Raw genomic sequence first — 25,839 nt, forward strand, 5'->3', positions numbered from 1 at the left:
CATGCCTCAGATCAATCTCGGGATTCAGATTGTACCCAAAAGTAAAACCCTGGACAGCTACCCATTGGTAGATAAAGCCATTGCCGTCATCGCCGCATCCGGTGTGAAATATGAAGTTACCCCTTTCGAAACCGTTATGGAAGGACCTGAAGATCAATTGATGGCCATTGCCAGGAAGGCCCAGGATGCCGTACTTGCTGCCGGAGCAGATGAAATATTGGTATATTACCGCATGCAGATCAGAGCCGACAGGGATGTGAGCATGGATGAAAAGACCCACCCTCATCGATAAGCATGCTCCCATGAACCGGCGCCTCAACAAAAGTCGACGTATTGATACTTTTGAAAAGAAAATGCTGTCCGGTGTGATCCTGCTTTGGATACTTTGCTTTTCAGAAATCATGGGGCAAAGCCTTCCGGTAAATTACCCCTTGATCCAGGACTACCTGAGAAGACAACAAGTGGCAGGAAAGTTTCCCCTTACCCACAGTTTTCAGCTTTTACCCCTTCAAGCTGAAGTTATCGGGCAGGCACCTTATAAGGAAGACAGCATCACCAACCTGGATTTTGGAAAAGCCCTGCTTAAAGACGGTAAAAACTTTCAATTCCGCCTTTTGCCGGTGCAGCTAAGCCAACATTTCAATTCCTCCCATCCCTACAGCCGAAATCAGGGTCCTCTTCTGCCCGCCAAAGGTTTCCAGCATATGATTGAGCTGGGTTTTCAGGCAAGCTGGGGACCTGTCAGCCTCCAGCTATACCCTCAGTTTCTTTATGCACAAAACCTTCCTTTTGAGGAATATGATCCTTCCCTACCGGAAATTTTTTTCATCCGGATAAGTAATTTTGTAGGCCGGCTGGATATCCCGGTAAAGCACGGCAGGCAGCCCATTCGGAGGACATTACCCGGAAACTCTCATATAAAAGTAAATTTTGGCGCTTTCGCTGCCGGCGTATCTACAGAAAATCTATGGTGGGGGCCCGGAATACAGCAGGCATTGTTGATCAGTGACAATGCAGAAGGATTCCTGCATGCCACCCTACATACCCGAAAGCCAGCCAAAACGGCCATAGGCCATTTTGAAGGCCAGTACTTCATGGGCAAGTTGGAAAACTCCCAATTACCCTATTACAGTGACAGCAGTTTTGAACGTTTCAGAACATACCCTGATGATTGGCGCTATTTTACTGGTATTACCCTTAGCTATTCACCTAAATGGATAAAAGGATTGTCCTTAGGGGTCGGAAGAACCTTTATGATGTACAGCAGGAAATTAGAGGAAAATGGCTGGGCGGCCTGGTTCCCCATCTTTGAAGGGCTACAGAAAGAGCGGGTTGGCCTGGAAACATCCAGGTTCCGGGAAACCGACCAGCATTTTACTGCCTTTGGACGCTGGGTTTTGCCAGAGGTAAAAATGGAAATATACGGTGAATTTATCCGTACGGACCACGCATTAAACTGGAGGGAATTGATACTGAATCCTGAACATGCCCGGGGCTACACCCTGGGATTCAGTAAAATAATCCCCCTACAGGAGAACAAACAGGTTCACATCAACCTGGAAATGACCCAGACGGAAAATAGTATCAATAACCTGGTAAAATACGAGGGCAGTAGTTTTAATTTTAACCATGGAGGATTGGGACTCTATGAGAATTTCCAGGTTGTCCATGGTCTTACCCATAAAGGGCAGGTAATCGGATCAGGTCTCGGACACAGTGGGAATGGTGCAAGGGTTACCGTCAGTAGGACAAATGGCCTGGACAGCTGGGGCTTTTCCCTGGAGCGGCTATCCAGAGACAATAATTTCTACAATTTCAATAAGGCCAACGGGCTGGACCTACTCCCCTGGGTAGACTTGAGCATGGGAGCCCACTTGGACAAAAGGCTAGGCCAATTGCTGGTATCAACCAGAATCCGGCTGATCCAATCGCACAATTATAATTTCGGGATCGTAGAAAGCAATTCAATTGGGGATTTCGGAAACAAGCGGCTAAATTTTCATTCCCGAATCAAGCTGGCTTATCTTTTCTGAATTGGCGCAGCGTAAATTAAGCAGCAGGCTTCACGTTTGGAAAGCCTGCTGTTTACTGATTATTTTGCCCAGTAATCTATTACGGTTACATCTTTCATATGTGGGCTTAAAACTTCCACAAATGCCTGGTGATCAGGATGCGGTAAATAAACTTCACGGTCTGCTTCACTTTCAAACGTAACCAAAAAACAATGGGTAAGCCCGTTGTTTAGTCCCTCAGGACTATTGTTTGTTCCCCATTCAAAATCCTTAATTTGAGGGATTTTATCTTGCAAAGCAATAAAAGCATCTTCTACTTTTTTAATGTCTTCCTGACTGGATTCCTCCTTAAAGGATAGCAAGACCACATGTCTCAACATGGCTTTTTCGGTTACATTTTGCTCCATTTCTATGGTTTTTTCTTCTGTTTCACTAGATGTGTTTCCGGATTGACAGGCTGCCGCCAACAATACCAGCATGGCAAATGAAAAAAATCGATACATGGTGTTTTTTGTTTTGGTTATCAATTGAACGATTAAGAAGTAAAATAAATGAAAAAAAACCATTTTAAAGCAAATTAGTATTTTTATTGTTCCCTTGCCAGCGTTTATTTTCTGATAACCTGGAGAATCAGGTGAAATCTTATCTTTTGAATGACCCTCTTTCTACTATTTATTTACAGCAAATTCAATTATTTATGCTACTTTTATAAAAAATTTATTTATTCTGGGCCAATATTATGATAAATACCATTTACTTTTAAAAGTAAATGCCATCAATTCAATCAAACAGCAATATTAAACAGCATTAAGGATCAGTAATTTTTATGGATAAGATCGGATTAACGTACATTGTGGATGATGACCCGCTATACAATTTTGGAGCAAAAAAACTTTTGGCACTCACTTCCTTCTCAGAAGATGCCTCCTTTTTTTTGAATGGCGAAGCTGCGTGGAAAGATTTTGAAAAAAGGATTCGGGAAGATGTGGTGCTTCCAGATGCCATCCTCCTGGACATCAACATGCCCATTATGAATGGCTGGCAATTCCTGGACAGGGTTTCGGAGGCAAATTTCACCCATCCCGTAAAGATTTTTGTCATCTCTTCCTCTATCAACCAGGATGAAATGGATCGGGCCAAGAACTATCCTTTGGTCGTTGATTACATCACCAAGCCGATGACCCTGGATAAATTTAAATTCCTGAAAAAACGTATTCTGGACTTGTAGCTTCACAAAGGACCAGCAATTTTACCCCTTTCCCATCAATCTTCTGACTGATTTTTATCCATGGCCTGATAGACTTGTTCGAGTATGTTTGTCCTGATATTGAGGCGGTAGATGTTTCTGTTTTCCCTTGACGGATAAACCCGGTTAGATAGGAAAACATAAACTATTTCATTTTCCGGATCTATCCAGGTATAGGTTCCGGTAAAGCCCGAATGTCCAAAACTACTTTCCGGTGCACTTGGTGCTGCATTTCCATTGGGATCTCCCGGTTTATTGGGTCGGTCAAAACCCATTCCCCTATAATTGCCGGACTCACAATACACACACCTGGAATATGCTGAAACCACCCCGGGGGCAATGAGCTGCTGCCTGGCATAGTTACCGTCATAGAGGTAGAGGTGCATGAGTTTGGCCAGATCGTTGGCATTGCCGAACAATCCTGCATGCCCGCTTATTCCTCCCAGCATGGCTGCCCCCTCATCATGAACGGTGGCATGAAGTAACTGCTTTCTAAAGGCTGTATCTATCTCTGAAGGGACAACCCTGTCCAGCGAATAATTTTTATATGGATTGTAGGTAAGCGTGGCTGCTCCCAGGGGCTTGTAAAGGTTCCGCTCCAGGTAATCATAAAAACCCTCTCCAGTGATGGCCTCCACTACTTTTGGGGCTAAAATAAAAGAAAGGTCACTGTACACATATCCGGGTTCAGGATTTAAAGGTGAGTCCAGGATCTCCTTATAAATCTTTTGATCATATTTACGGTGGATATACAAATTATCAGCCACCCTGACCGGAAATCTTCGGGAAGAGTCAGATTTCATGGTAAACCATTTAAAGCTTCCATTCTTCCTGACGGTGGACATCCAGAAAGGAATCCAGGACCGCAGTCTGGCCTGGTGGGTCAATATATCACTGTACTTCAAACCCGCTTTATTGGTGCCTCTTGCAGCCGGTAAATAAGTGCCCAGGGTTTCGTTTTCATCAAATTTCCCCAGACCTTTCAAATGCATGAATGCTGCCAGCGACGTGCTGATTTTGGTAATGGAGGCCAGATCATACAGGTCACCTGACCTCACCTCCTGCAGGGAGTCATAGGTATGGTACCCAAATGCTTTGTGGTAAAATACCTGTCCTCCCTTTGCCAATAGTACCTGTCCCCCCGGAATGGCCCTTTCACGGATGGCCAGCTGCATCATGGAATCAATGCCCGTCAAATCTTCTGTGGCTATCCCCACTCCTTCAGGCTGGGTGTAGCCGATACGAAAACCGGCTGCTGTCTCCAAACCGTCTCCCAGGCCAAAAGCTTCATTAATGGTCACCGGAAGTTTTCCCTTTGCCCCTATCCCCCCAAAAATTAACTGAGCCGTCAGGTCCTGTGTCAGCGGGGTTTCCTGATAGGCTGCAATCAGGCCTGAAGCCTGCTCCAAACCTGGAATTTTATCCAAACTATATACATTTCCAAAAATACTGACAACCACAGCCTGATTGGCCATGAGCTCCCTGATCAATACATTCATTTCCGGCGTAATTCCAAAATCATTGCCTCCCTCCCGAATGCCTAATCCATGAACGCCCACCAGGACCAGCTGATACGCAGCAAGCTCCTGCTTTAAATCATAAATGGCCTCCATATCTCCGTCGCCGGGAAATGTAAAATGATCCATTGGGCTGTATCGCTCCAAGCCTTTTTGAAATTCAGTAAGCTCATCGCTCCCCAGGGAAAGGGATGCAATTCTGGTGTTTTCCAAACCCTTTACAGGCAGTATGTTATCTTCATTTCTTAACAGGGTGAGCGAGGCCTCCGTTAATTTTCTGCTCAGGTACGCTGCCTTAGGGCTGTTCAAATCTGCTATCAGGTGATCTGTGTCTACGGGTTGAAGTCGGTCTAAGCTTAACCAAGCCTTGGCCTGGAGCACTTTAAGGACTCGTTGGTCTATCTCTTCCTGACTGATATCTCCTCTCTCCAGGGCCTTTTTGACTTCCCTGATCGTGGCAGGTACATCCATGGTATTCAAAAGCATGTCATTTCCCGCTAAAAGCGCTTTGACATCTACCACGCCCGGAGGGTAATAGCTGGCCACAGCCTGCATATTCAACGCATCAGTAAATACCAATCCTTCAAACCCCATTTCCTTTTTCAACAAGTCAGTAACTATGGGCCTGGATAAGGTTGATGCCAAATTTGGGGTGTCATCCAGTGCAGGAATATTCATATGGGCCACCATGATGCTGCCCAGGCCCTGATCCATTAATTGCTGAAAAGGAAATAATTCTGTTTCCTGTAACCTCTTTTTGGAAAAATGGAGTACAGGCAGGGAATAATGGGAGTCAGCATCCGTATCTCCATGCCCGGGAAAATGCTTGGCAGAAGCCAATATTCCATGATCCTGCATGCCCCTCATGTATGCCAGTGATTTTATGGCCACATTTTCCTTCTCCTCCCCGAAAGAACGAAAACCAATGACCGGATTGTTGGCATTGTTATTTACATCTACCACCGGAGCAAAATTCACATGGATACCTGCTCTTTTGGCCTGCCGGGCTACTTCTGCACCCATTTCATACAGGAGTTCCGGATCTGAGATTCCGCCCAGAGCCATTTGGTATGGGTAGCGCACGGTGCTATCCAGGCGCATGCGCAAACCCCACTCTCCGTCCAGACTGATCATCAGGGGTACCTTGGATTCCTCCTGGAAGCGATTGATCATATGGGCCTGCCTTACTGGTCCCCCCTGAAAAAAAATGATCCCCCCTACCCCATACTTGCTTACCAAACCCGATATGGAATCTACATGAACCTGATCCTTATTAGAATAGGCAGGAATCATGATCAGCTGAGCAATGCGTTCCTCAGGACTGAGGCTGGCCAAAACAGAATCTGCCCAGGGCCGATATTTTTCATCCAGGAAAGGAGGCGCCTGCCCTTGTGCCAGGAGGAGTGGACCCGTAAGAAAAAACAGTGCCATGAAAAAAAGCATGTTTCCTGAAAAGATCGACTTGTATTTACCCTTAAAAATTGAAATGATGCAGGACACCACCTTTTTTGCGTTTATAATTTTTATCATTTTTTCGAATACCATCAAATTGACCTGAAAGATACCAATTTTGTCGCTTACCGTTAAAATGATTTAAAGAAATTGCCTATCATTGGAAGTTAATTTTCATTTCAATTAGGAAAACATGAGCCCACTTCTGGTTTTTGGCGTCATTGCAGGGTATTTTGCGCTTCTATTGCTGATCAGTTACCTGACCTCCCTAAAATCTGACAGCCTTACGTTTTACACCGGCAACAGGGAATCGCCCTGGTTTTTGGTGGCTTTTGGAATGGTCGGTGCATCCCTTTCCGGAGTAACCTTTATTTCTGTTCCCGGAGAGGTCGGCAATACCAACTGGGCTTACCTGCAATTTGTGATGGGCAATATGGTGGGTTATGCCGTGATTGCCCTGGTATTGATCCCGCTATTTTATAAGCTGAACCTGATTTCCATTTACGAATACCTGAAAAGCAGGTTTGGCCACAAAACCTACCTTTCCGGGGCTACCATTTTTCTGATTTCCCAGACCATAGGTGCCTCCTTTCGCTTATTCCTGGCAGCCACTGTCCTGCAAATTGCCTTTTTTGATGCCTTCGGCATTCCCTTTTATGCTTCGGTTTTTTCTACCATGCTTCTGATCTGGCTATACACATACAAAAGTGGCATCAAAACCATCGTCTGGACCGACACCCTGCAGACCACCTTCCTGCTTTTGGCTGTTATCATTACCATCATCGTAATCGCTAACCAGCTGGGTAAAAGCGGGGGTGAAATCCTTGCCATCATCGGAGAAAGTGACCTGTCCAAAATCTTTGTTTGGGAAGGCAATACCAGTCAAAATTTCTTCAAAATGTTTGCCGGAGGGGTATTCATTACCATTGCCATGAACGGGCTGGACCAAAATGTGATGCAGAAAAACCTGACCTGCCGCAATAAGGGAGAAGCCCAGAAAAATATCTTTTGGTTTGCCATAAGCTTTTTCCTTTCCAACCTGCTTTTCCTGGCACTGGGTATTTTGCTGTACCATTATTCAGGAGTAAATGGCCTGGCGCTGCCGGCTGCATCTGACGAGCTCTTCCCAACCCTGGCCCTGAATCATTTTGGCATTCTCGCAGGCGTAGTCTTTTTGCTGGGTATCACGGCTGCGGCCTTTTCCAGTGCAGACTCTGCATTGACGGCGTTGACTACTTCATTTTGTATTGATATTGTGAATCTTCCAGCCAAGGAAAACATCAACCAGGATCAGACCCGTAGGTGGATCCATATAGGCTTTACCTTCCTGGTATTTCTGACCATCGTGGTTTTTAATGAAGTCAATGACCGAAGTGTGGTAAGTGCGGTATTCAAAGCTGCCGGCTTCACCTATGGTCCCCTGTTGGGACTGTTTGCCTTTGGGCTGACCAACCAGCTGACAATCAGAGACCGCTGGGTACCGTACATCTGCCTGATCAGTCCCTCGCTCTCCTTTGTGATTGATTGGAATGCTGCCAGCTGGTTCAATGGCTTTCAATTCGGTTTTGAAATCCTGCTGGTCAATGCCGCCATCACCTTCCTGGGTTTATGGATCAGTTCCAGAAATATCCTTTCACCGCATCAGTGAAAAGGGCAACATGAACAAGGCAAAAATCATGGATAAGGTCAGGGTGACCCCAAACCCCAATAGCCGGAATGGCAACAGGATCAGCCAGATCAACGGATAAAGGAATAACAGCAAAATGGCAATGGGCCAGCAAAGAACAAAAAGGATGGCCCAAAGCACCAGGCCGGTAAATGCGCTCATGGTTAAAATTTAAGTGGTGTTTTTGAGTCCATTATTCCAATTGAATGCCAAATTATAAAAAATGCCTTTTGCCGCAATCAAGAGCCTTTCATAAATAAAGCACCGCAGGAGAAGTCCGTATTCGGACAGGTATTTGTCCGATCATAGCTTCCCTAGGCACTGAAGTAAAATGCATCCTGGCAAGCTGCTGGCTTTTTTATATGATTAAAGCTTTGAATGTGGAAAGATAGAGGGATTTCAGAAAAGCCTGGTCTTCTTTGGATAGCTTCACGGTACCTGCAGTATTTTGAAGGGCCTGTTTGGGCGTTCGGATACCCGGAATCACCGTGGAAACCCCTTCAAAACCGAGGACAAAACTCAAAGCCAGCTGTCCCTTGCTGACGCCATATTTCTCCGCCAGGGGCCATACCTGGTCCAAAGCGCCCAGTAACGCATCAAGCTTTTCGGGAGGAAGCCTGAATTTGCGGTGGTCATCTTCGGGAAAACGGGTGTCCCTGGTAAATTTACCGGTAAGCAGTCCAAACTGAAAAGGCATCCTGGCGATCACCCCATGGCCAGTACCAGCCGCCTCTGATACGATCGGCAAAGCCTCTTGATTGAGGATATTCAGTACCAGTTGAAATCCCTGTCCCATCTCCCGGCCAATAAGGTACGCCGCCTCCGGATGGGGATCAAAAGTATTCAGGGAGACTCCCCAATACCGGATCTTACCTTGCTTTTTCAATTGTTCCAAAGCTGCTATACTTTCCCCATTCTCCAAATCTGTCACTTTGGCGGTATGCAATTGATAAAAATCAATGGTTTCTCTTTTGAGTCGCTTCAGGCTGCCCTCACAGGAGGCGATGATGTGTTTTTTGGAATAATCCATAAAAATACTGCCATCATCATTGATCCGGTGGCCCACCTTGGTAGCCAGCACGACTTCCGAATCTGTGGAAAACACCTCCCCTATCAACTCCTCAGAATGTCCCAGCCCATAGAAATCTGCAGTATCGAAAAAATTGACTCCCTGTTCACGGGCCTTTAAAAGTGCTTTTATGGAAGTGGCATCATCCACTGTGCCCCAACCTATGGGTGTATCACCCGCCATGGCAGGTCCCCCAATGGCCCATGCACCAAATCCTATTTCACTTACGTTTAAATCCGTGTTTCCAAATTTTCTGTAGTTCATATTAAATGTTTTTCCTGTAGTATTGATTCACTAGATAAAAGGAAATACTTTCAATTTTAATAAAATGAGCAGAGTTTTAATAAATTTAATGATTTTATTGCTAAAAACTATTGAGCATACAGTTACTGGATATTTAATGAGCAGGTAATTACCTCGTGTGGCGCGTGAAAAATGTTGACCGTAGGGGGTACGGATTATTGGCGGTTTAAAAACAAAAAATACACTGAAATTTCTAATGTAATGACCAAAAGCTGCAATGTGGCTTAAGGTACGGATTCAACATTCAAAAAAACAGGGGTCTCGAAACCAATCGAAACCCCTGTCCAAAAATGTTTATTCTATCGGGTTAAAGGAAATTAATTTCCTCCGTCCCACCATGTTCTGGTGATCCAGTCATCACCTCCCATTCGGGAAATGGCACTGTTTAATGATTCCTGATTCACACTACTTTCACCGGCAGGATAGGGTTGCCTACGCGGAATCTGGCCTGAGGAGAAGTTGCCAGGGAAATTTACGGGCGTCAACTCCGGGTACCCGGTTCGCTTCCAGTTATTCCAGGCCTCCACATAATTGGCAAAAATACTGGTCGTGGCCCAAATCTGCTCATTAATCATTTCCAGGGCAGCTTCAGTCGTACTCTGATCAAGTGAATTTGACTCCAGGTAATTGGTCGCATCAGCAGGAGAAACGCTTCCACCTCCAAATTTTCCAAGTGTAATAAAGGCTCCTTCTACGCCATTGCTATAGAGATCGGATGCAGAGCCCGAAGCAAAACCCCGAACAGCGGCATCAGCCAGCAAGAGTTGAACTTCAGCATATGTCAGGGCAAAAATGGGGGCATCTCTATCTCTGTAAATTCCGGTTGGCCTGGAGTAAGCTCCAATCAACGCAACATCTCCCCCTGAACCAGTCGGGCCGGGAAAATCAGGATGATTTGAAATATCAAACTGACCCCCTGTCAGGTCATAGCCATTTGGTAGACCAATTTGAACATCCGGATCAGTGTTTCCTGCAATCACCCCATCTCTATTGGCAGCCAGACCGGCAGGTGGTACTTCTGCCACGATAGGTAGCCTCGGATCATTGGTGGACTTCAGGAAATCAATCATATTATCAGACCACCTGACTTCATAGACATCATCTACTACATTCAACGCATTGGCATTTTGATTGGCATATCCATTGGCCTGGTCAGAAGGAATTAAGGCATCATCATCGGTAGAATCAAAAACCCCTCCGGCTACTGCTTTCTGTACCCAGGTCTCTGCGGCTGCGGGATCTACGTTGACAAGTCGCAGGGCCATTTTCAGCATCACGGAATAGCCAAACTTTCTCCATTTGGATAGGTCTCCATCATAAATTACATCATTCCTGATCGGATCTGCGGCCGGATTGAGGGAATTCAGGGCAGCCTCCAGGTCGGTCAACATGGCCATATAAGCCTGAGACTGGCTATCAAATTCAGGTTGCGTAATCCCCTCTTCTGCCTGAAGTCCCTCAGAATAAGGCACATCGCCATAGACATCAGACACAAAGGACAGTGCACTTACTTTGAAGATCTCTCCTACGGCCATCAAATTGGTCAGTTCGTTCAATTCTGCCAGGCTTTGCATCTGGTTAAGCCTGGAGGCTACGGTATAACCATTGTTCCAGACTCCCTGAATATAGGAGTTGGTACTTCCGGATATCACATATTTATCTGCATTGGAATAGTAATTGGCTCCTCCTGTGGAGGTAGAAGCCAAAGCCTGAATCCACATGCTCTGGAATAGTATCGGACCTGAATACCCGGTAAGCATATTTCCATATCCGTAAGTAGCCACAGGCAATATGAGGTTTGGATCAAAAATATCAGCACCGGGCCTGTTGGGATCTGTATTTAGCTCTTCAAATCTATCATCACAGGAAGTGATGACCAAAAAGCTGCACAGCATAAATAAATTGATATATTTTTTCATAATTAGTGCAATTTGAAATTTAAGTTGAATCCAATAGATCGGGTGGGCGGCAAGTTGGTTCCTTCAATTCCCAGGTAGTTGATATTGGCACCGAATGTAGCCTCAGGGTCAATATTCTCGGTCTTTCTCATCAATATGGCCAGGTTTCTAGCCACAACTGACGCTGTCAACCCCTTAAATACAGGAACGGAATTAAACCACTTTTCCGGGAAAGCGTACCCAAAAGTCAATTGGCGGAGCTTGATAAAATCACCGTCGACCACACTGGTTCTGGTCACATTCTGCACGAGTGCCTGATAATAGTTTTCAGCAGGTGCCGTGATTTCATTGGTGGTGATACCGTTTTCTCTACCAACAAGGGTGTTCTGATGCAAGCCCCTGAAGTGCGAATAAAATTCAGTGGCGGACAATACTTTGTTTCCAAAGTTATAATCTACCAAAAATGAAAAGGATACGCCTTTGTAATTAAACTCGTTATTCCATCCACCATAATGCGTGGGCAATACAGAACCCCAATTTTTAAGCTCTCCCCTTACCGGCAAACCGGAATTATCTACTACGATGTCTCCATTGGCATCGTACTGGTAATCATAAGCCCTGATTTGAGGACCAGGAAGACCAGGAACATAAGCCGTAACAGCATTCCCAAGGGTCGCCCTGTTCTGACCCAGATTGATCGGGTTGTTGTCCAGGTTAGTGCTCAGCACCTCATTTCTCACATTGGTAAAGTTGAATGAGGTTTTCCAGGTAAAGTCCGTGGTCTGTACCGGTATAGCGGTCACCATCAATTCCAATCCTTCATTATTGGTTGATCCGGTGGCTACTACTGCACTGTTAAAGCCTGAAGCGATACTGTAACTTGCATTCATGATCTCGTTATTGGTCGTTTTCGAGAAATAAGCCACGTCAAAAGTCAGCCGGTTATTCAGGAAACTTAGATCCAGCCCCAATTCAATTTCGTCCGTAGTGAACGGTTTCAAGAAAAGATTGGGCAGACTCAAGGGAGATGATCCGGCTGCTACTCCATTAAAAGAGTTGGCTGAATTGTAGTAAAACTGGGTTTGGTAAGCTGCGAAAGGTTCGCCACTTGTCACCGCATAAGAAGCCCTCAATTTACCGAAATCCAGGGCAGGAATATTCAGTAACTGATCAAACAGAAATGCTCCCGTTACCGATGGAGAGAAGATACTGTTGTTGTTGGTCGGCAAGGTACTGTATACATCATAACGTCCCGTGGTAGTCAAGGTCAGAAAGTCCCTGTATCCAAATCCCACGGAGTAGAAACCCGAAACCACTTCCCGCTCATTAAACCCATAAGATCGGTTAAATACCTCTACATTGAATGGGGAATACAATCCGGGAATCACGAACCTGGATCCGCCTACGCCCACTTCCTCGAACCTGTTGTTTCGGAAGGTGCCTCCTAAAAGGGCATCTACTGAAATATCTTCATTCAGCATCAGATCGGCACCAAACAAGGCATCCACATTTAATTCGGACCTGTTGGATAAACTTCTGCTGTTGAGGTTACCTTTTAAATCTGCTGAGAAGGCAATACCGGTAGGATCTACTCCGAAAAAGTCATCGTTAGACACATCATTTCCCATACGGAGCAAGGCATAGACCTTAGGCGTAAAGCTATATTTGGCCGAAAGGGTGGAAATTGTTCTTTTTCTCCCCCTGTCATTGATCCCTCTATTGGTGATAAAATAGGGGTTGGTTACAAATATATCATCACTAAAAACAATTTCTCTTCCTTCCTCATCGTAGCCGGGTGCAAATATACTCGGCGCAATATTGGGAGCCAGGAACAAAAAGTTGTTCGGGTTTTTAGGGCCATCACTCAGGTTTGGAATGTTGGTGCTTTTCTGATCAATGTAATTGATCATGGCAGACACATTGAGTTTATCAGTGATATTCTGGTCAACATTCAGGTTGATATTCAGCCGGTCGTTACCACTGTTGGGTACAATGGAGTTGGAATTCAGGTTCGAAATGGAAAGCCTGAAAGCACCATCTTCTCCAAGTCCTTTGGAAACCGATACCGAATTGGTCACATTGGTGCCTGTCCGGTAAAAATCCATGTAATTTTCACTGGAAGGGGCATAGGGATACTCGTTACCATCGTATCCGATCACAGTGCCTCCCATGGGTTCACCCCAGGCAAATCTTCCGGTAGTCCGGGCATCGGCTTCGGATTGTGGTCTTTGTCCACCTCTACCCTGTCCATATTCATTCTGAAAGTTGGTGAAATCCATGCCCTGGTCTGTCATCACGTTCAGGTTATAGCTGAGTGACCAGTCCCCTCCTTTTTTAGCGGTTTTGGTGGTTATCAAAATGACCCCATTGGAAGCTCTTGCACCATAGAGGGCAGAAGCTGCCTGGCCTTTAAGTACAGTCATCGACTCGATGTCATCAGGGCTGAGGTTACCGATTCCATCTCCATTGTCTGATCCTCCCCATTGGCCTGCTGATCCTCTTTGTGAATTATCCATGGGCACCCCATTTATAACAAATAGAGGAGATCCTGTTCCCGAAATACTGGGAAGACCACGAAGCACAATGTTGGAGGATCCCTGGGGACCACCGTTGGTTCCTTTCACCACCAAACCAGCGACCTGACCTGTCAAGGAATTGGCAACATTTGGTTCCCTTGCTTTGTCCATCACATCGCTGTTGACAGTCGAGACCGCATACCCCAGTTTTCTTTTTTCCTTGGTCAAACCGAGAGCAGTCACCACTACCTCATTCAATTCACTGGCATCTTCAGACATTTCTACATCCAGTTGGCTGCGGTTTCCTACCGTAAACTCCTGATTTGAAAAGCCTATGAATGAAAATACCAAAACGGTGTTTTCATTGACATTAATAGAATATTTTCCGTCCACATCAGTGGTCGTACCGGTTTGATTTGTCTTGTCCAGGACGGTAACACCGGGGATAGGCGTTCCATCCTCCTCAGCCACAACAGTGCCTGTCAGGACCCGCGTTTGGGAATAGGCCTGAACGCTCAAAAAAAGCATTAAAGCCAATCCATACATGATTGATAAAATTATTCTCATAACTCGTTAATAAGGTTAGAAATAAATTGATTAAAGGAATTGCCAGATTTCACCTAAAATTTTCCTTATGGTTTTGATACTTTCAGGTCATTGACATTTAAGTTGAGTTGATAAACTTAGTGCGGGGGAATAACTTAATTGCCAGGACTTTAACCATGGAAATTTTTAAACGAAAAAACAGCCAATTGTTTCATTACCTAAAGGTATGCATTATCTGATTTCAAAAAAAAGAGTTTTCATAATTTTTTTATTAAACACCTTTTCTTTGGTAAGATTATTTTTAAAGTCACAGTCCAATCCTAAGGTCAAAATAAAATTTATTCCTTTCAAAAATTATATTTCGACCAGGCCTTCAGGAAAAATAAAAAAATCAAGTAAATGAGGGGGCGTTTCTATATATTAAAATCCAGCAAGAAGCTTTCCCCTCTAACAGATGGAATGAGGGGATATAAATCTTATAACCAGGAGATTGCCTGCAACAAGATTTTTATAGTAAAACTGTATCCTATAATCCAGGCAAATATCCTGCGAGCGGGGAAAAATAAAAAATCCGGGCCTTCGCTCAACACAACTTCTACATTTTGCGTCTGGTCATCAAAACCAAAAAACTACATCCCATGAAAACAACCGTATTTACTTTTGTGCTCGGCCTATTGTTTTTTTCCTGCATGGAAAATGAAGACCTATCTGCCCTCGGTTCAGAACCATTCCCAGTGGGAAATTGGAGCAACCTGAACTATCAGGAAAATGGCTTTGCCATGGAGAAGGTAAATCAGCTACAGGAAAATACCTATGGCTACCGCTTTTTAAGCGATGGCAAATTGATCCACAGGGCCAATAGTGGCTGGTGTGGTACCCCACCCATTGTCACCACAGACTATGAAGGCCGCTGGGAAAAGGATGGGGATATCCTTAAAGTAAATGTCCCCTTTTGGGGTGGAACCCATGTCCAGGAGTGGAAGATTACCAGCACTTCCGGTAATACCCTGCAAGTGGAAGTAATCAGCGAAGACAGGCAAATGGACGGCAACTCCTAATAAATGGAAAGATCCTTTTCCCACTGGAAAAAAACGAACAAAGCATAGGAGGAAACTGGACGGGAAAATCATTTCAGTTTCCTCAAAGCTACTTTCTAAAAACGAGACGGTAAGAAATCAGGTTTTCGAACTTTCATCAGACTCATGTCCTTTCATCATAGAAATACCGAGTGGGTGGTGGCAAAGATAAAATGACCCCTGTCTTCTCATGTCCCTTTTATTGCACTGGAGCTTTCTTAAAATAAATTTTAAAGGTACTACCTTTACCCAGTTCACTTTCCACTTCGATGTCTCCGCCGGCATTGATGATCGTCTTTTTGACCAGGTACAAGCCTACCCCACTGCCTTCCACATGATTGTGCGCCCGCTGAAACATTCCGAAGATTTTCTTTAATTTATTTTCGGGTATCCCCAATCCATTGTCCTGTACAGAAAGTAGCGTAAAGTCAGCAGATTCCTCCGACCTTATCGTCACTTCAAGGGCTCGATCAGGGGACCTGTACTTGATGGCATTACTTAATATATTGGATAAGATACTGCGTAAGTTTTTTCTGGCAAAAGAGATTTCCGGTACTTCTAAATCCAGGTGAATGGTGACGTCTGACTTCACGATCAGGTCATTCATGCTAAATTCAACTTCCTCCAAAAGCTCCTTAATATTGACATCTTCATAGCCGCCTACCTCGTTCTCAATTTTCGAAATATCTGAAAGCTCCTTGATAATCATCGTTAGATTGGAAATTGACTTGATGATCACGTCCATGGTTTCCTGGTCTTCCCTGGTTGGCAATTCTATGGACTCTTTTAAAAAGGAAACAAGAACCCCCAAATTGGCCAATGGGGCTTTCAAATCATGCGAAACAGCGTAAATAAAGGTGTCATGATCCGCATTGATTCTTGAAAGTTTGTCCTGCACCTTCTTTAATTCGGTGATATCATTAAATGTGATTATCGCTCCACTATTTAAATTATCAAGCTGTTTGACGTAAGGCATGGCAATCATCTGGTACCACCTTCCTTCCAGGGTTTGTACTTCTTTATTAACAGTAGCTGAGGAAGCAATCACCTGTTTGATATCATCCATTAAAGTAGAGAATCTAATATTGGTAGAAATATCACTGATGAGTCGTCCGATATCGCTTTCTTTCAGGTTGACCTGACGGATGGCTGAGGGTGTGAATTTCCTGAGAATTAAATCCTTATCTACATAGAGCTGGGCATTGATGGTGGACTTGAAGTAATTATTCAAGTCATCATTTAAATCGGCCAGCTCTTTTATCTTCAGCTGGTATTCATTGTTTACCGTTTGCAGCTCCTCATTGACCGACTGAAGCTCTTCATTGGTGCTTTGCATTTCTTCATTACTGGAAATCAGTTCCTCGTTGTATGAAGAGATATTGTCATTGGAAGCAGCCAGGGCATCATAGGCTTCCCGTAGCTTTGCTTTGGCTTCAACGAGTTCACCTTTCATGTCTTTAATGAATTGGCTGGTTTGTGCTTCCATCTTAAAGACATCAACTGGGGTGTCGGAGGTGTTTTCCATCTCAGCCTCGCTGAATAAAACAAGCATGACATTTTGATCCGATGGATCCTCTGAAAGAAAAGGTTTTACCGAGACATTGATCAGGTGTTGTTCACCTTTAATGGAAACCTTTACATCTACTACCTTTGCCATACCACCGGTCTTTACGGCTTTGTGTAACGTGGTGGCGGTGGCTATGGAAAGCTCCTCAGGCAACATCTCAAGCAGGTTGAAATTAAATATTTTTGGAAGGAGGTATTTCTCATAGTCTCCACAGGTCTGAATGATTTCAAAATCAGTATCCACCCATATACCTGCCCCATAGCCGGATTCCTCCAACAAGGTTTGGTTGATGAGTTCCGTTAGGTTACTCTTGATGGTATTCTTTTGGATGCTCGCATTGTAATTTGGGTTGACCATTCGGTTTTCAAATCCGGGAGTGCTATAAGTAGTATCACGAAAATACCGGGCAACTTCGACGCTTTGAAAAATTCTCCACTTTTTGTCCACCTCACTGAAATATTTTCTCAAATCCCCCAGACTTTCACTGGGACCCAAAAATAAGTAGCCACCCTTATTCAGGCAGAAATGAAGGGAAGAGAGGATTTTCTTCTGTAAAAGGGGGTTGATATAGATCAGCAGGTTCCTGCAGCTAATCAAATCTATCTTTCCATAGGGTGGTTGCTTTACGATATCATGGTCAGCAAAAATGATCATTTTCCGGATATTGTCCCTTACCTTGAATTGATCCCCTTGCCTGGAAAAGTACTTCTTGAGCCGTTCCTCGGAAACGTTCCTGTTGATGTTCTCAGGGTAGACTCCTTTCGAAGCATGCTGCAAGGCTGCTTTGTCAATATCACTGGCAAAAATCTTTACTTCAAGATTTTTTCTTATTGCCGTAAGGTGTTCCGCAATTAGTATGGCCAGTGAATACGCTTCCTCCCCGGTAGCACAGCCCACTACCCAGACCTTCAAAGTATCCACCTGCAATTTGTTTTCTACGATGGCAGGGATAATTTTTTCTTCTATCACCTCAAAAGCTTCCTTATCCCTGAAAAATTCAGTGACACTTATCAGAAATTCCTTGGCAAGAAAATTGATTTCATCCGGGTTTTCTTTTAAAGAGTCAGCATATTCTCTCAGTGAGTTAACCTTACTCCTGGTCATTCTTCTCACGATTCTTCTAATGATGGTAGGGCGTTTGTACTCTGAAAAATCAAGGGGAGTGTTTTCCTGGATCAGATCAAGAATATTGGATAATGCGGCTTCATCGATATCGGTGATTTTCTCACCGAAATTACTCTCTAACAGATCTCTTTTCAGGTAGGATATGATTTCACCGGGAATTTTTTCGGGAGGCAGTACCACATCTGCATTACCCGATTCAATGGCACTTCTGGGCATTCCGTTAAACTTAGCTGTTTCAGGGTCCTGTACGATCACATATCCTCCATTTTGCTTGATGGCTGCTACGCCTTTGGTGCCATCCGAACCAGTGCCCGAAAGAACCACAGCAATGCTCTTATCCCCCTGGTCAGCAGCCAATGCATCAAAGAATATGTCTATGGCAGTATTGGGTTGGCTGGCCCGGCTATCGGTCAAAAACAAACATCCCCCTTTGATGGTCATGTTTTTTCCCTTCGGTATGAGGTAAACACGGTTAGGGGATACAGGCATTTGGTTTTCAGCAACTGATATTTCCAGCTTGCTGTGCTTGGCAAGGAGTTCGGCCATAAAGCTTTTATGGTCAGGTGAAAGGTGCTGTATGATCACATATGCCACCCCGTCTTCCGGGGTATGGTCAAAAAGCAAATGAATGGCCTCCATTCCCCCTGCGGAGGCACCTATGGCTATGGTATAAAAATCTTGGTTTTGGTCCTCATTGTTTTTCTTCATCGTGTTGGGGTTTGGTGCAGTATGCCATGCATGGTACTCATTTGATTCCAAAATCAAATGAAATTTCTGGTTGGTTAGCCCATAATTCCCCTGGATGCCTATTCAGGTCCTTTATCTTGACGACGCCTGATCCTGCTTTCTGGTGCCTGGTATGCAATGTACAATAAATTTCATCAAATTAGGAATTTAGCTCTTTATAATAATTTAATATTGAAGAGAAAATCTTTAAGATATATCATATATCATCTGGAATTTATTATATAAAACATAAAAAATAAAATAGCTGTGATTAAACCCGAAAATGCATTAGGAATTCTATTACAGACTGAAATTACTTCAAAATCAGTCAATCGTTGCGGTGTTCAACTTCACCATAGCGGTGCTAGATTCTAAACTACCTGATTTTCTTGCCATTTCAGCTTTCATAACTAAACCTAATACATCATCCGGATTAAACGGATCAGGCATAAAAAGCAAAGGCTTACTTTGGCATTCCGGTATGGATATCCAGAAATTTTTGACTACTTTTCTTTTCAAAATTGCCTTATAAATGAACCTACAGGAATCCTTCCAAAAACTCAAGCGCATTGTCATGGGGGACCTGGCAGATGTCGAACAACTAGCCATCACATTGGTCATTGGCTTGCTGATCTTGATCTTCTTTATTTATTTGTCTCGCTGGATCAAAAAACTGGTAATCAACCGGCTCAGCAAAAGGACAAATGATCCTTTGTTGTCGGCATTCATTGCTGCTGCCATCAGGGGGCTGATTTTGATATTCGGCCTGACATTGTTGCTCCGGTTTTTGGGACTCACCGGAGTAGTCAGCGGTATACTGGCAGGGGCTGGGATCACCGCATTTATCATAGGCTTTGCACTGAAAGACATCGGGGAAAACTTTCTGGCAGGCATCCTTCTGGCCTTCAAACGGCCCTTTAAGATTGGAGACCAGGTGGAGATTCAAGGGCTTAGCGGAAATGTCCGGGCCCTGAACCTGCGGGACACACAGATCAAAACCCTGGATGGAAAAGACGTGTTTCTGCCCAATGCTTCCATCATCAAAAGCCCCCTGATCAATTACACCATAGACGGATACCTGAGTTATGGTTTTAAATTGGGGTTGGGATACGGAAGTGATTACAGAAAAGCCCTTGAACTTATCCTCCATACCATAAAAGGGGTACCGGGTGTTTTGGCAGGTAAAAAGGGACCCTCAGCCTTTGTAACCGAAATGGGTGATAGCCATTTGCTGGTACAGGTAGGCTATTGGGTAAATACCTATAATAAAAAACATACCGATGCACAGGTACGCTCCCAGGCCATTCTGTCCGTGCTGGAGGCGCTGGAAGGAGCAGGCTACCCCCTTCCGGGTAAGATAATCGAACTGAAAGGTCCTTCCCCGGTTGGGGGCGGGAGCACTGGGGAATAACGGAGAGCTGTATCAGTACGATTTTGTCTTCCGGGGTTTAGATCGCCGAGTTAGCAATCTCCATAGCAGATCAGGAGATCGTTTTTTCTTCCTCTTCAACAAACTCTAAGATATCACCCGGTTGGCATTTCAATACACTACAAATGGACTCTAAAGTGCTAAATCGTATCGCCTTTGCTTTACCTGTTTTCAAAATGGAGAGGTTTGATAAGGTCAAACCGACTTTGTCTGAAAGTTCATTTAGGGACATTTTGCGTTTAGCCATTACCAGGTCTAAATTTACCACAATTGCCATCGCTTAAACACCTTGCTATCCTAAGAAGCATACAATATAAAAAGCCACAAATGGATCATTTGTGGCTTTTTAATCTAGCTTATCGCCCGCTTTTAGCAGGGTATTTTTGGATGCACCTAATAGTTGGGATTTTGTGTGATGACATCATTAATATCCATTTCAGCTTGTGGAATCGGCCATAGATAATCCCTTTCAGGCCGGAAATTGCGATTTAGACCACTGTTTATGGTATCCCATTCTCCACTCTCCTCATTGAAGTAATAAAGCCCTTCTACCGAACCTATTTTGTCCTCTCCGATTCCCCATCGGTTCATGTCAAACAGCCTTAAGCCTTCAAACGCCAACTCTACCGCTCTTTCATCCCGGATGATGGCTCTCAACTCTTCTTGTGATTTGCCCTGGGTAATGGGAGGCATCTCGACGGTCGGCCGTTGCCTCACACTATTGATTGCCTCGTAGACAGAATCATCGATTTCATTCAATTCGATTTTTGATTCCGCATACATCAACAGCACGTCCGCATACCGGATTAAAATCATATTGATAGAACCGGTATTCGGGTTGCCTTCATCCGCATCATAGTCCACCCATTTTTTTAGATTATATCCATGAACGGTGGAGAATTCCGTGGACCTTACCCGGTCAGCCGTTGGGCTATCCGGCAGGGAATTAAAGGTACTCGTGCCAATAGGTTGTCCGGTATAGTAGCTCGTGTAGGACCAGCGGGGATCCAGGTTTTCAAAGGGATCATCGGGGTTTTCGGGTCCTTTATAGCCATACTTTAAAAACAAATTATGAATTGGCTCCACGATGGATCCTCCTCCGATAGAGGCTGCCGAAAAGGAGAAGGCATTATAAGTATCTCCACCCACGGTGTACTGCCTGTCAAAAATCACTTCCGAAGAATTTTGGCCGGCGTAATGAAATAATTCTTCATAGTTCGGGTATAAGTCATAAACTCCTAAGTCCATCACGGCTTGAGCAGCATCCCTGGCGACAGCATACCTTTCGTTGCGATAGGCCACCCTGGCTTTTAAGGCCATGGCAGCTCCCAGAGTGGCTCTCCCGATATCCTGATCATAGCTTAGCGGCAATTGCTCGCCCTGGATGATTTGATCCAATTCAGCAATGACAAAATCGACCACTTCTGAGCGAGCCGTTCGGCCAACTTGTGCAGTCACTTCCAGCGGTTCCAGAATCAAAGGCACATCCCCCCAAAGACTACTCAACTGCGTATAAAAGTAGGCCCGCAGAAATCGGGCCTCCGCTTCATACCTGGCCAATAATTCCGGATTTCCCTGCTCTATGCGATCAATATTTGCCAGGACATTATTGGCACGCTGCACGCCCCGGAAATACCTGTCCCAGGTAGACCCAATGGCTGCATTGACCGGATCAAAGGATCCCATGGACACATCGTGAAGGGAACCTGGTCCTGAAGGAGCACGAAACCCAATGTCGGTAACCCCGTCCAGCTCCTTGACCATCAATGGCCCATCCAGTTCCACGTAGATGCCGTTAACGGCAAGTCTGGCATCCTTTTCCTGCTGCCAGTAAATAAGTTCGGAGACCTCCCCGGGAGGAAGCAAATCCAGCCCCTGGTCGCAGCTAAACATACCCAAGGCCAAATAACCCAGCCCAATATATTTTATTGTATTTTTTAGTAAGTTCATTTCTTTTCGCTTTTTAGATTAAAATCCGACGGTTACGCCACCACTGAAAAGTCTGCTATGGGGGAAAAATTGACTCCTGCCCCTGGGGGTTTCCGGATCAAACAACTCTGTTTCCGTAAAGGTCAGCATGTTTTCACCCGATATGTACACCCGAAGATTGGCTACGAGATTTTGAGGAATGGTATATCCGAGCTGAAAATTTTTCAGTCGAAGGTAACTGGTGTTTTGCAACCAGAAATCAGACTCCATTAAGTTGGCGGAATTACCAGATCTCACCATGGGCCAGGTACCATTGGGATTTCTTTCCGGATGAAAGGCCTCTCTGGCCATGGTCACCGGAATGAAATTGGTGTAATTTGGTCCTTCCATCAATGCCCCGTCCAGCGAATGCTGCTGGCGAAGAACTCCCTGCCAAAACATGGAGAAATCAAAACCCTTGTAAGAGGCGCTAAACCGAACCCCAAACTCGTATCGGGGATCTTCATTCCCCATAATATACTGATCACCTGCGGGATAGAGGGATTGGGAAATCACCCCGTCTCCATTTAAATCTTCGTAAATAATATCTCCGATCGTCACCGTTGGGAAAATCGTGGCAGGATAATTATCCAAATCCTCCTGAGTACGATAAATGCCCGGAGATTTCAATCCCCGCAGGGAATTGATGGATTCTCCCTCTGTCCAAACGGTAAATTTGTCCGGGAAAAAGGGGCCTGTTCCTTTCAGGTCTTCAATCTTATTAACTACGTCCGAAAAGTTTAACCCAATTGAATATTGAAAGCCATTATCCATGGTAGGGATGCTATTGTAGTTAATGGCCAGTTCCCAGCCCTTATTGGAAACGGCCGCCGCATTTTGTACCGGCGGACTGTATCCAATGGTCCTGGGTATGGGCAATTCGATCAGAATATCATCGGTGTATTTGTAAAAATACTCTGCGATGACCTCGATCCGGTCATCCAGAAAACCCATATCCAAGCCTACATTGCTCATGGTGGTTGTTTCCCAGGTAATATCGGGGTTCCCGGCCCGGGTGATGGCGGTGCCTGGTACCAGGTTATCATTAAACTGGTAACCATTATTCAGATTGTAGGTATTGAGGTACCTGTAGAGGCCAATCCGCTGATTTCCTAGCTGTCCCCAGGATCCTCGTAGTCTCAAATCACTGAATAACCCCTGATCTCTCATGAAATTTTCTTCAGAAATCCGCCATCCCACAGAGAACGAAGGGAAAATACCCCATCGGTTTCCTTCTCCGAATCGGGAGGACCCATCATACCTGACGTTGGCCTGGAACATGTATCGGTCGTCATAGGTATAGTTAGCCCTACCGAAGAAAGACCGTAGCCTCCACTCTTCAGAAAAGCCTCCCGTTCTTTGGTTTTGGATGTCTCCGGCATTAATGTCCCTGAGGTCATTGCTGAAAAAATTATCCCGGGAGGCGGAAATTTCTTTATACCGGTTGTAAATCTCCTCATACCCTGCCGTGCCCTGAATGCTGTGCTTATCAAATGACTGGTCATAATTCAGGTACAATCGTTGACTAAGCTCTCTGCGGTTTTCCTGACTTTCGGTGAGCACGGAAGTGGCAAACCAGCCCCCCACATTTACCAATTCACCGGTCACGTAATTCCGCATACCGGCAAGGCTATTCTGAAACACAAACCCATCGGTAGCCGTGGTATTGAGCGTCACGTTTCCTTCCAGCGAAAGGGCATCGTTGACGGTATAGGCAAATCCCAACTGACCAAAAACATCATCACTGATCCGGCTGGTTTCTCCCTCTTTAGCCATGGCGCGGGCATTCCATTGACCGGATACCAAATCATACGTCCCATCCGGGTATTCCATGACAATGTTTCGGTTAATGTGTAGTAATGCCTGCGTGATCCGCTGGCCTGTAAAACCAGGGCCACTGAAGCCTCGATTCCGGTACATCAGATTGGTCTTTATTGTCAGCTTGTCCGTAGCATACAAGTCGGAATTGATACGCATGGTGACTTGCTTATTATTGAAGTTTTGGAGGATACCATCTGTGTCGGCATAATTGATGGAAGCAAATACCCTACCCGTCTCACCACCGCTGGAAAGCGACAGGGAGTGTCTTTGCTGGAAGGCATTTGGATTAAAAATACCTCCCTCGTAGTCCGCAAAAGGGAATTCGAGTGGATTCGTACCGGCAGCTACATTTTCAATATACTCTTCGCTGTAGGTGGGGTTTGCTCCTACATTGGCCTGGGCCTCGTTTTCCATCCTCATCCAGGTCACGGGATCTGTTGGCTCGGGAAAGAAATTCGGATTTTGCCAGCCTACAAAATTGTTGTAGTTGATGGAGACCCCACTTTCTGCGCCCCTTTTTGTTGTCACCAGAATCACGCCGTTGGCTGCTCTGGATCCGTATATGGCCGACGAGGCGGCATCTTTTAGCACCGTAATGGTTTCAATATTGGTGGGTTCCACCGTGCTGAGCGATTGCTCTACACCGTCTACCAAAACCAGTGGGTTGGAGTTATTTAGGGTACCCACACCCCTGATACGAATGCTGGTACTTTCATCTCCCGGTGCTCCGCCATTATTCTGAATGCTCAAACCGGGCGTAGTGCCCTGCAGGGCCGCTGCGGTATTTAACACCGGACGCCTGGCCAGATCCTCTCCTGCGACGGTACTCACGGCACCGGTGACATTGGCTCTCTTTTGGGTACCAAAGCCTACTACCACTACCTCTTCCAGGGAAGACGTGGACTCCACCAAGGTTACATTGATGATAGAACGATCACCGATAGCGACCCGCTGGCTCTCAAAACCAATAAAGGAAAATACAATTTCAGAGCCTTCAGGTACGGTCAATGAATAGTTTCCATCCAAATCGGTGGCGGTTCCGATGGTCGTTCCGGGCAAAGAAATCGTTGCCCCGGGAATGGGTTCTCCGTTAGGGTCCGACACGGTACCGGTGATCGTAACATCGGCCATTTGCTGCCCTTCAAGGCCGTTTCGTTCGAGCGAAACAAGCGAGCCGTTTAGTTCCTCAAAAACGGTATGGGCATGACTTTTAGGTAAAAAGGGGTAGAACAGCTGTAAAGCCATCAGCAATACAAGGCTTGAAACATACTCCCTGAGTAGTGGTTTTTTCATGATGTGGTAGAATTTAAGTTTGTTAAAAGTGAACGCTTAAAAGGCAAATAGATCTTCAGGCATGGTTGGCCTGGCTTGTGGAAAAGGGCATCTATTTTACTACGCCTTTTTTACAAATGAGACTTTTTTACATAGGCCTGAAATTTTAACTATTTGATTAATTATTTTTGAACTTAGTTTCTTCAAATAGCATAAAAAATAATCTTTAACGCTGTTTATACTAAATCATACCTGCTGAAAAGAGTATTTTTTATCTTATTAATATATTATACATTCTTTTTCAATTAAATTATTTTTTAAATGTAAGGATTAAAATATTTATAGGACAAGGCATAAATTCCCTCCTATTGCTGGAATATGAATGCCAGAATACTAAAATGATGAATTAATCTACTAATTCTGAGAAATAGCCGGTTTTAGGTATAATTGCTGCTTGACGAGATGGTAATTTTAAGGATAAATTTTAATAATAAAAAAGAAATCAAGCATAAAAAAATAAATTTCAAATACGATTTAAACGGGAAGCAGCGTTAGGGTTAGTTGGTTTTAAGGAATACAGGTTTGTGAATCAATTCCTATGCTTTAGGGCTGATGTCCTGATTACAAGTC

General features: G+C 44.7%; 17 protein-coding genes. 6 read left to right on the forward strand and 11 right to left on the reverse strand.

Translation table 11 applies throughout. The features are described from left to right. The first annotated feature begins 1 nt into the window (after position 1). Together GL182_RS22430 and GL182_RS22435 are read left to right on the forward strand one after the other, a co-directional pair. On the forward strand, positions 2-292 hold the full coding sequence (locus tag GL182_RS22430) for an MTH1187 family thiamine-binding protein (protein ID WP_163382040.1): 291 nt from the start codon (positions 2-4) through the stop codon (positions 290-292). Then, positions 267-2,033 (forward strand): capsule assembly Wzi family protein, encoded by a 1,767-nt coding sequence (locus GL182_RS22435; RefSeq protein WP_163382041.1) that lies wholly within the window; start codon positions 267-269, stop codon positions 2,031-2,033. The genes GL182_RS22430 and GL182_RS22435 overlap by 26 nt, the downstream gene beginning before the upstream one ends. Before the next feature lie 59 nt (positions 2,034-2,092). Here the strand turns inward: GL182_RS22435 and GL182_RS22440 are convergent, their stop codons facing one another. After that, positions 2,093-2,515 (reverse strand): Dabb family protein, encoded by a 423-nt coding sequence (locus tag GL182_RS22440; protein ID WP_163382042.1) that lies wholly within the window; start codon positions 2,513-2,515, stop codon positions 2,093-2,095. 323 nt (positions 2,516-2,838) lie between these two features. Here GL182_RS22440 and GL182_RS22445 point away from each other — a divergent pair, with 323 nt between their 5' ends. Continuing rightward, positions 2,839-3,240, forward strand: a complete 402-nt coding sequence (locus GL182_RS22445; protein WP_163382043.1) for a response regulator — start codon at positions 2,839-2,841, stop codon at positions 3,238-3,240. 35 nt (positions 3,241-3,275) lie between these two features. Here GL182_RS22445 and GL182_RS22450 read toward each other — a convergent pair whose 3' ends face one another. After that, entirely contained in the window at positions 3,276-6,206 is a 2,931-nt protein-coding gene (locus GL182_RS22450; RefSeq protein WP_240469933.1) for a glycoside hydrolase family 3 N-terminal domain-containing protein, read from the reverse strand. Positions 6,207-6,420: 214 nt separating this feature from the next. On the opposite strand from GL182_RS22450, the gene GL182_RS22455 reads away from it, so the two are divergent. Beyond that, on the forward strand, positions 6,421-7,875 hold the full coding sequence (locus GL182_RS22455; RefSeq protein WP_163382044.1) for a sodium:solute symporter: 1,455 nt from the start codon (positions 6,421-6,423) through the stop codon (positions 7,873-7,875). Here GL182_RS22455 and GL182_RS22460 read toward each other — a convergent pair. The 4 genes from GL182_RS22460 to GL182_RS22475 all read right to left on the reverse strand — a co-directional run bounded on the left by GL182_RS22460 (position 7,861) and on the right by GL182_RS22475 (position 14,246). Then, positions 7,861-8,055 carry a hypothetical protein gene (locus tag GL182_RS22460; RefSeq protein ID WP_163382045.1) on the reverse strand — a complete coding sequence of 65 codons (195 nt, stop codon included), beginning with the start codon at positions 8,053-8,055 and terminating at the stop codon, positions 7,861-7,863. The two genes, GL182_RS22455 and GL182_RS22460, sit on opposite strands and share 15 nt — an antisense overlap. Before the next feature lie 196 nt (positions 8,056-8,251). Then, entirely contained in the window at positions 8,252-9,226 is a 975-nt protein-coding gene (locus GL182_RS22465; protein WP_163382046.1) for an aldo/keto reductase, read from the reverse strand. 356 nt (positions 9,227-9,582) lie between these two features. Further along, positions 9,583-11,184: a SusD/RagB family nutrient-binding outer membrane lipoprotein gene (locus GL182_RS22470; RefSeq protein WP_205603715.1), complete on the reverse strand. Its 1,602-nt coding sequence runs from the start codon at positions 11,182-11,184 to the stop codon at positions 9,583-9,585. A 2-nt stretch (positions 11,185-11,186) separates the two neighbouring features. Beyond that, entirely contained in the window at positions 11,187-14,246 is a 3,060-nt protein-coding gene (locus GL182_RS22475; protein WP_163382047.1) for a SusC/RagA family TonB-linked outer membrane protein, read from the reverse strand. Between the two features lie 617 nt (positions 14,247-14,863). Here GL182_RS22475 and GL182_RS22480 point away from each other — a divergent pair. After that, positions 14,864-15,283: a hypothetical protein gene (locus GL182_RS22480; protein ID WP_163382048.1), complete on the forward strand. Its 420-nt coding sequence runs from the start codon at positions 14,864-14,866 to the stop codon at positions 15,281-15,283. A gap of 217 nt (positions 15,284-15,500) precedes the next feature. On the opposite strand, the gene GL182_RS22485 is transcribed toward GL182_RS22480, so the two are convergent. Beyond that, complete coding sequence (locus tag GL182_RS22485) at positions 15,501-18,701, reverse strand: chemotaxis protein CheB (protein ID WP_163382049.1); 3,201 nt, start codon at positions 18,699-18,701, stop codon at positions 15,501-15,503. 342 nt (positions 18,702-19,043) lie between these two features. Further along, positions 19,044-19,238, reverse strand: coding sequence for a hypothetical protein (locus tag GL182_RS22490; protein WP_163382050.1), 195 nt, complete (start codon positions 19,236-19,238; stop codon positions 19,044-19,046). A 13-nt stretch (positions 19,239-19,251) separates the two neighbouring features. Here GL182_RS22490 and GL182_RS22495 point away from each other — a divergent pair, with 13 nt between their 5' ends. Continuing rightward, the gene (locus GL182_RS22495; protein ID WP_163382051.1) at positions 19,252-20,130 is read left to right on the forward strand and encodes a mechanosensitive ion channel family protein; all 879 of its coding nucleotides are present in this window, start codon (positions 19,252-19,254) and stop codon (positions 20,128-20,130) included. 70 nt (positions 20,131-20,200) lie between these two features. Here GL182_RS22495 and GL182_RS22500 read toward each other — a convergent pair whose 3' ends face one another. The 3 genes from GL182_RS22500 to GL182_RS22510 all read right to left on the reverse strand — a co-directional run bounded on the left by GL182_RS22500 (position 20,201) and on the right by GL182_RS22510 (position 25,230). Next, positions 20,201-20,425 (reverse strand): helix-turn-helix domain-containing protein, encoded by a 225-nt coding sequence (locus tag GL182_RS22500; RefSeq protein WP_163382052.1) that lies wholly within the window; start codon positions 20,423-20,425, stop codon positions 20,201-20,203. Between the two features lie 116 nt (positions 20,426-20,541). Beyond that, complete coding sequence (locus GL182_RS22505; RefSeq protein ID WP_163382053.1) at positions 20,542-22,098, reverse strand: RagB/SusD family nutrient uptake outer membrane protein; 1,557 nt, start codon at positions 22,096-22,098, stop codon at positions 20,542-20,544. Positions 22,099-22,116: 18 nt separating this feature from the next. Further along, a complete protein-coding gene (locus GL182_RS22510; protein WP_163382054.1) occupies positions 22,117-25,230 on the reverse strand; it encodes a SusC/RagA family TonB-linked outer membrane protein in 3,114 nt (1,037 codons plus the stop codon). Positions 25,231-25,839 lie beyond the last annotated feature (609 nt).

Origin of the sequence: Cyclobacterium sp. SYSU L10401, assembly GCF_010993705.1 — a bacterium.
Classification (GTDB): Bacteria; Bacteroidota; Bacteroidia; order Cytophagales; family Cyclobacteriaceae; genus Cyclobacterium.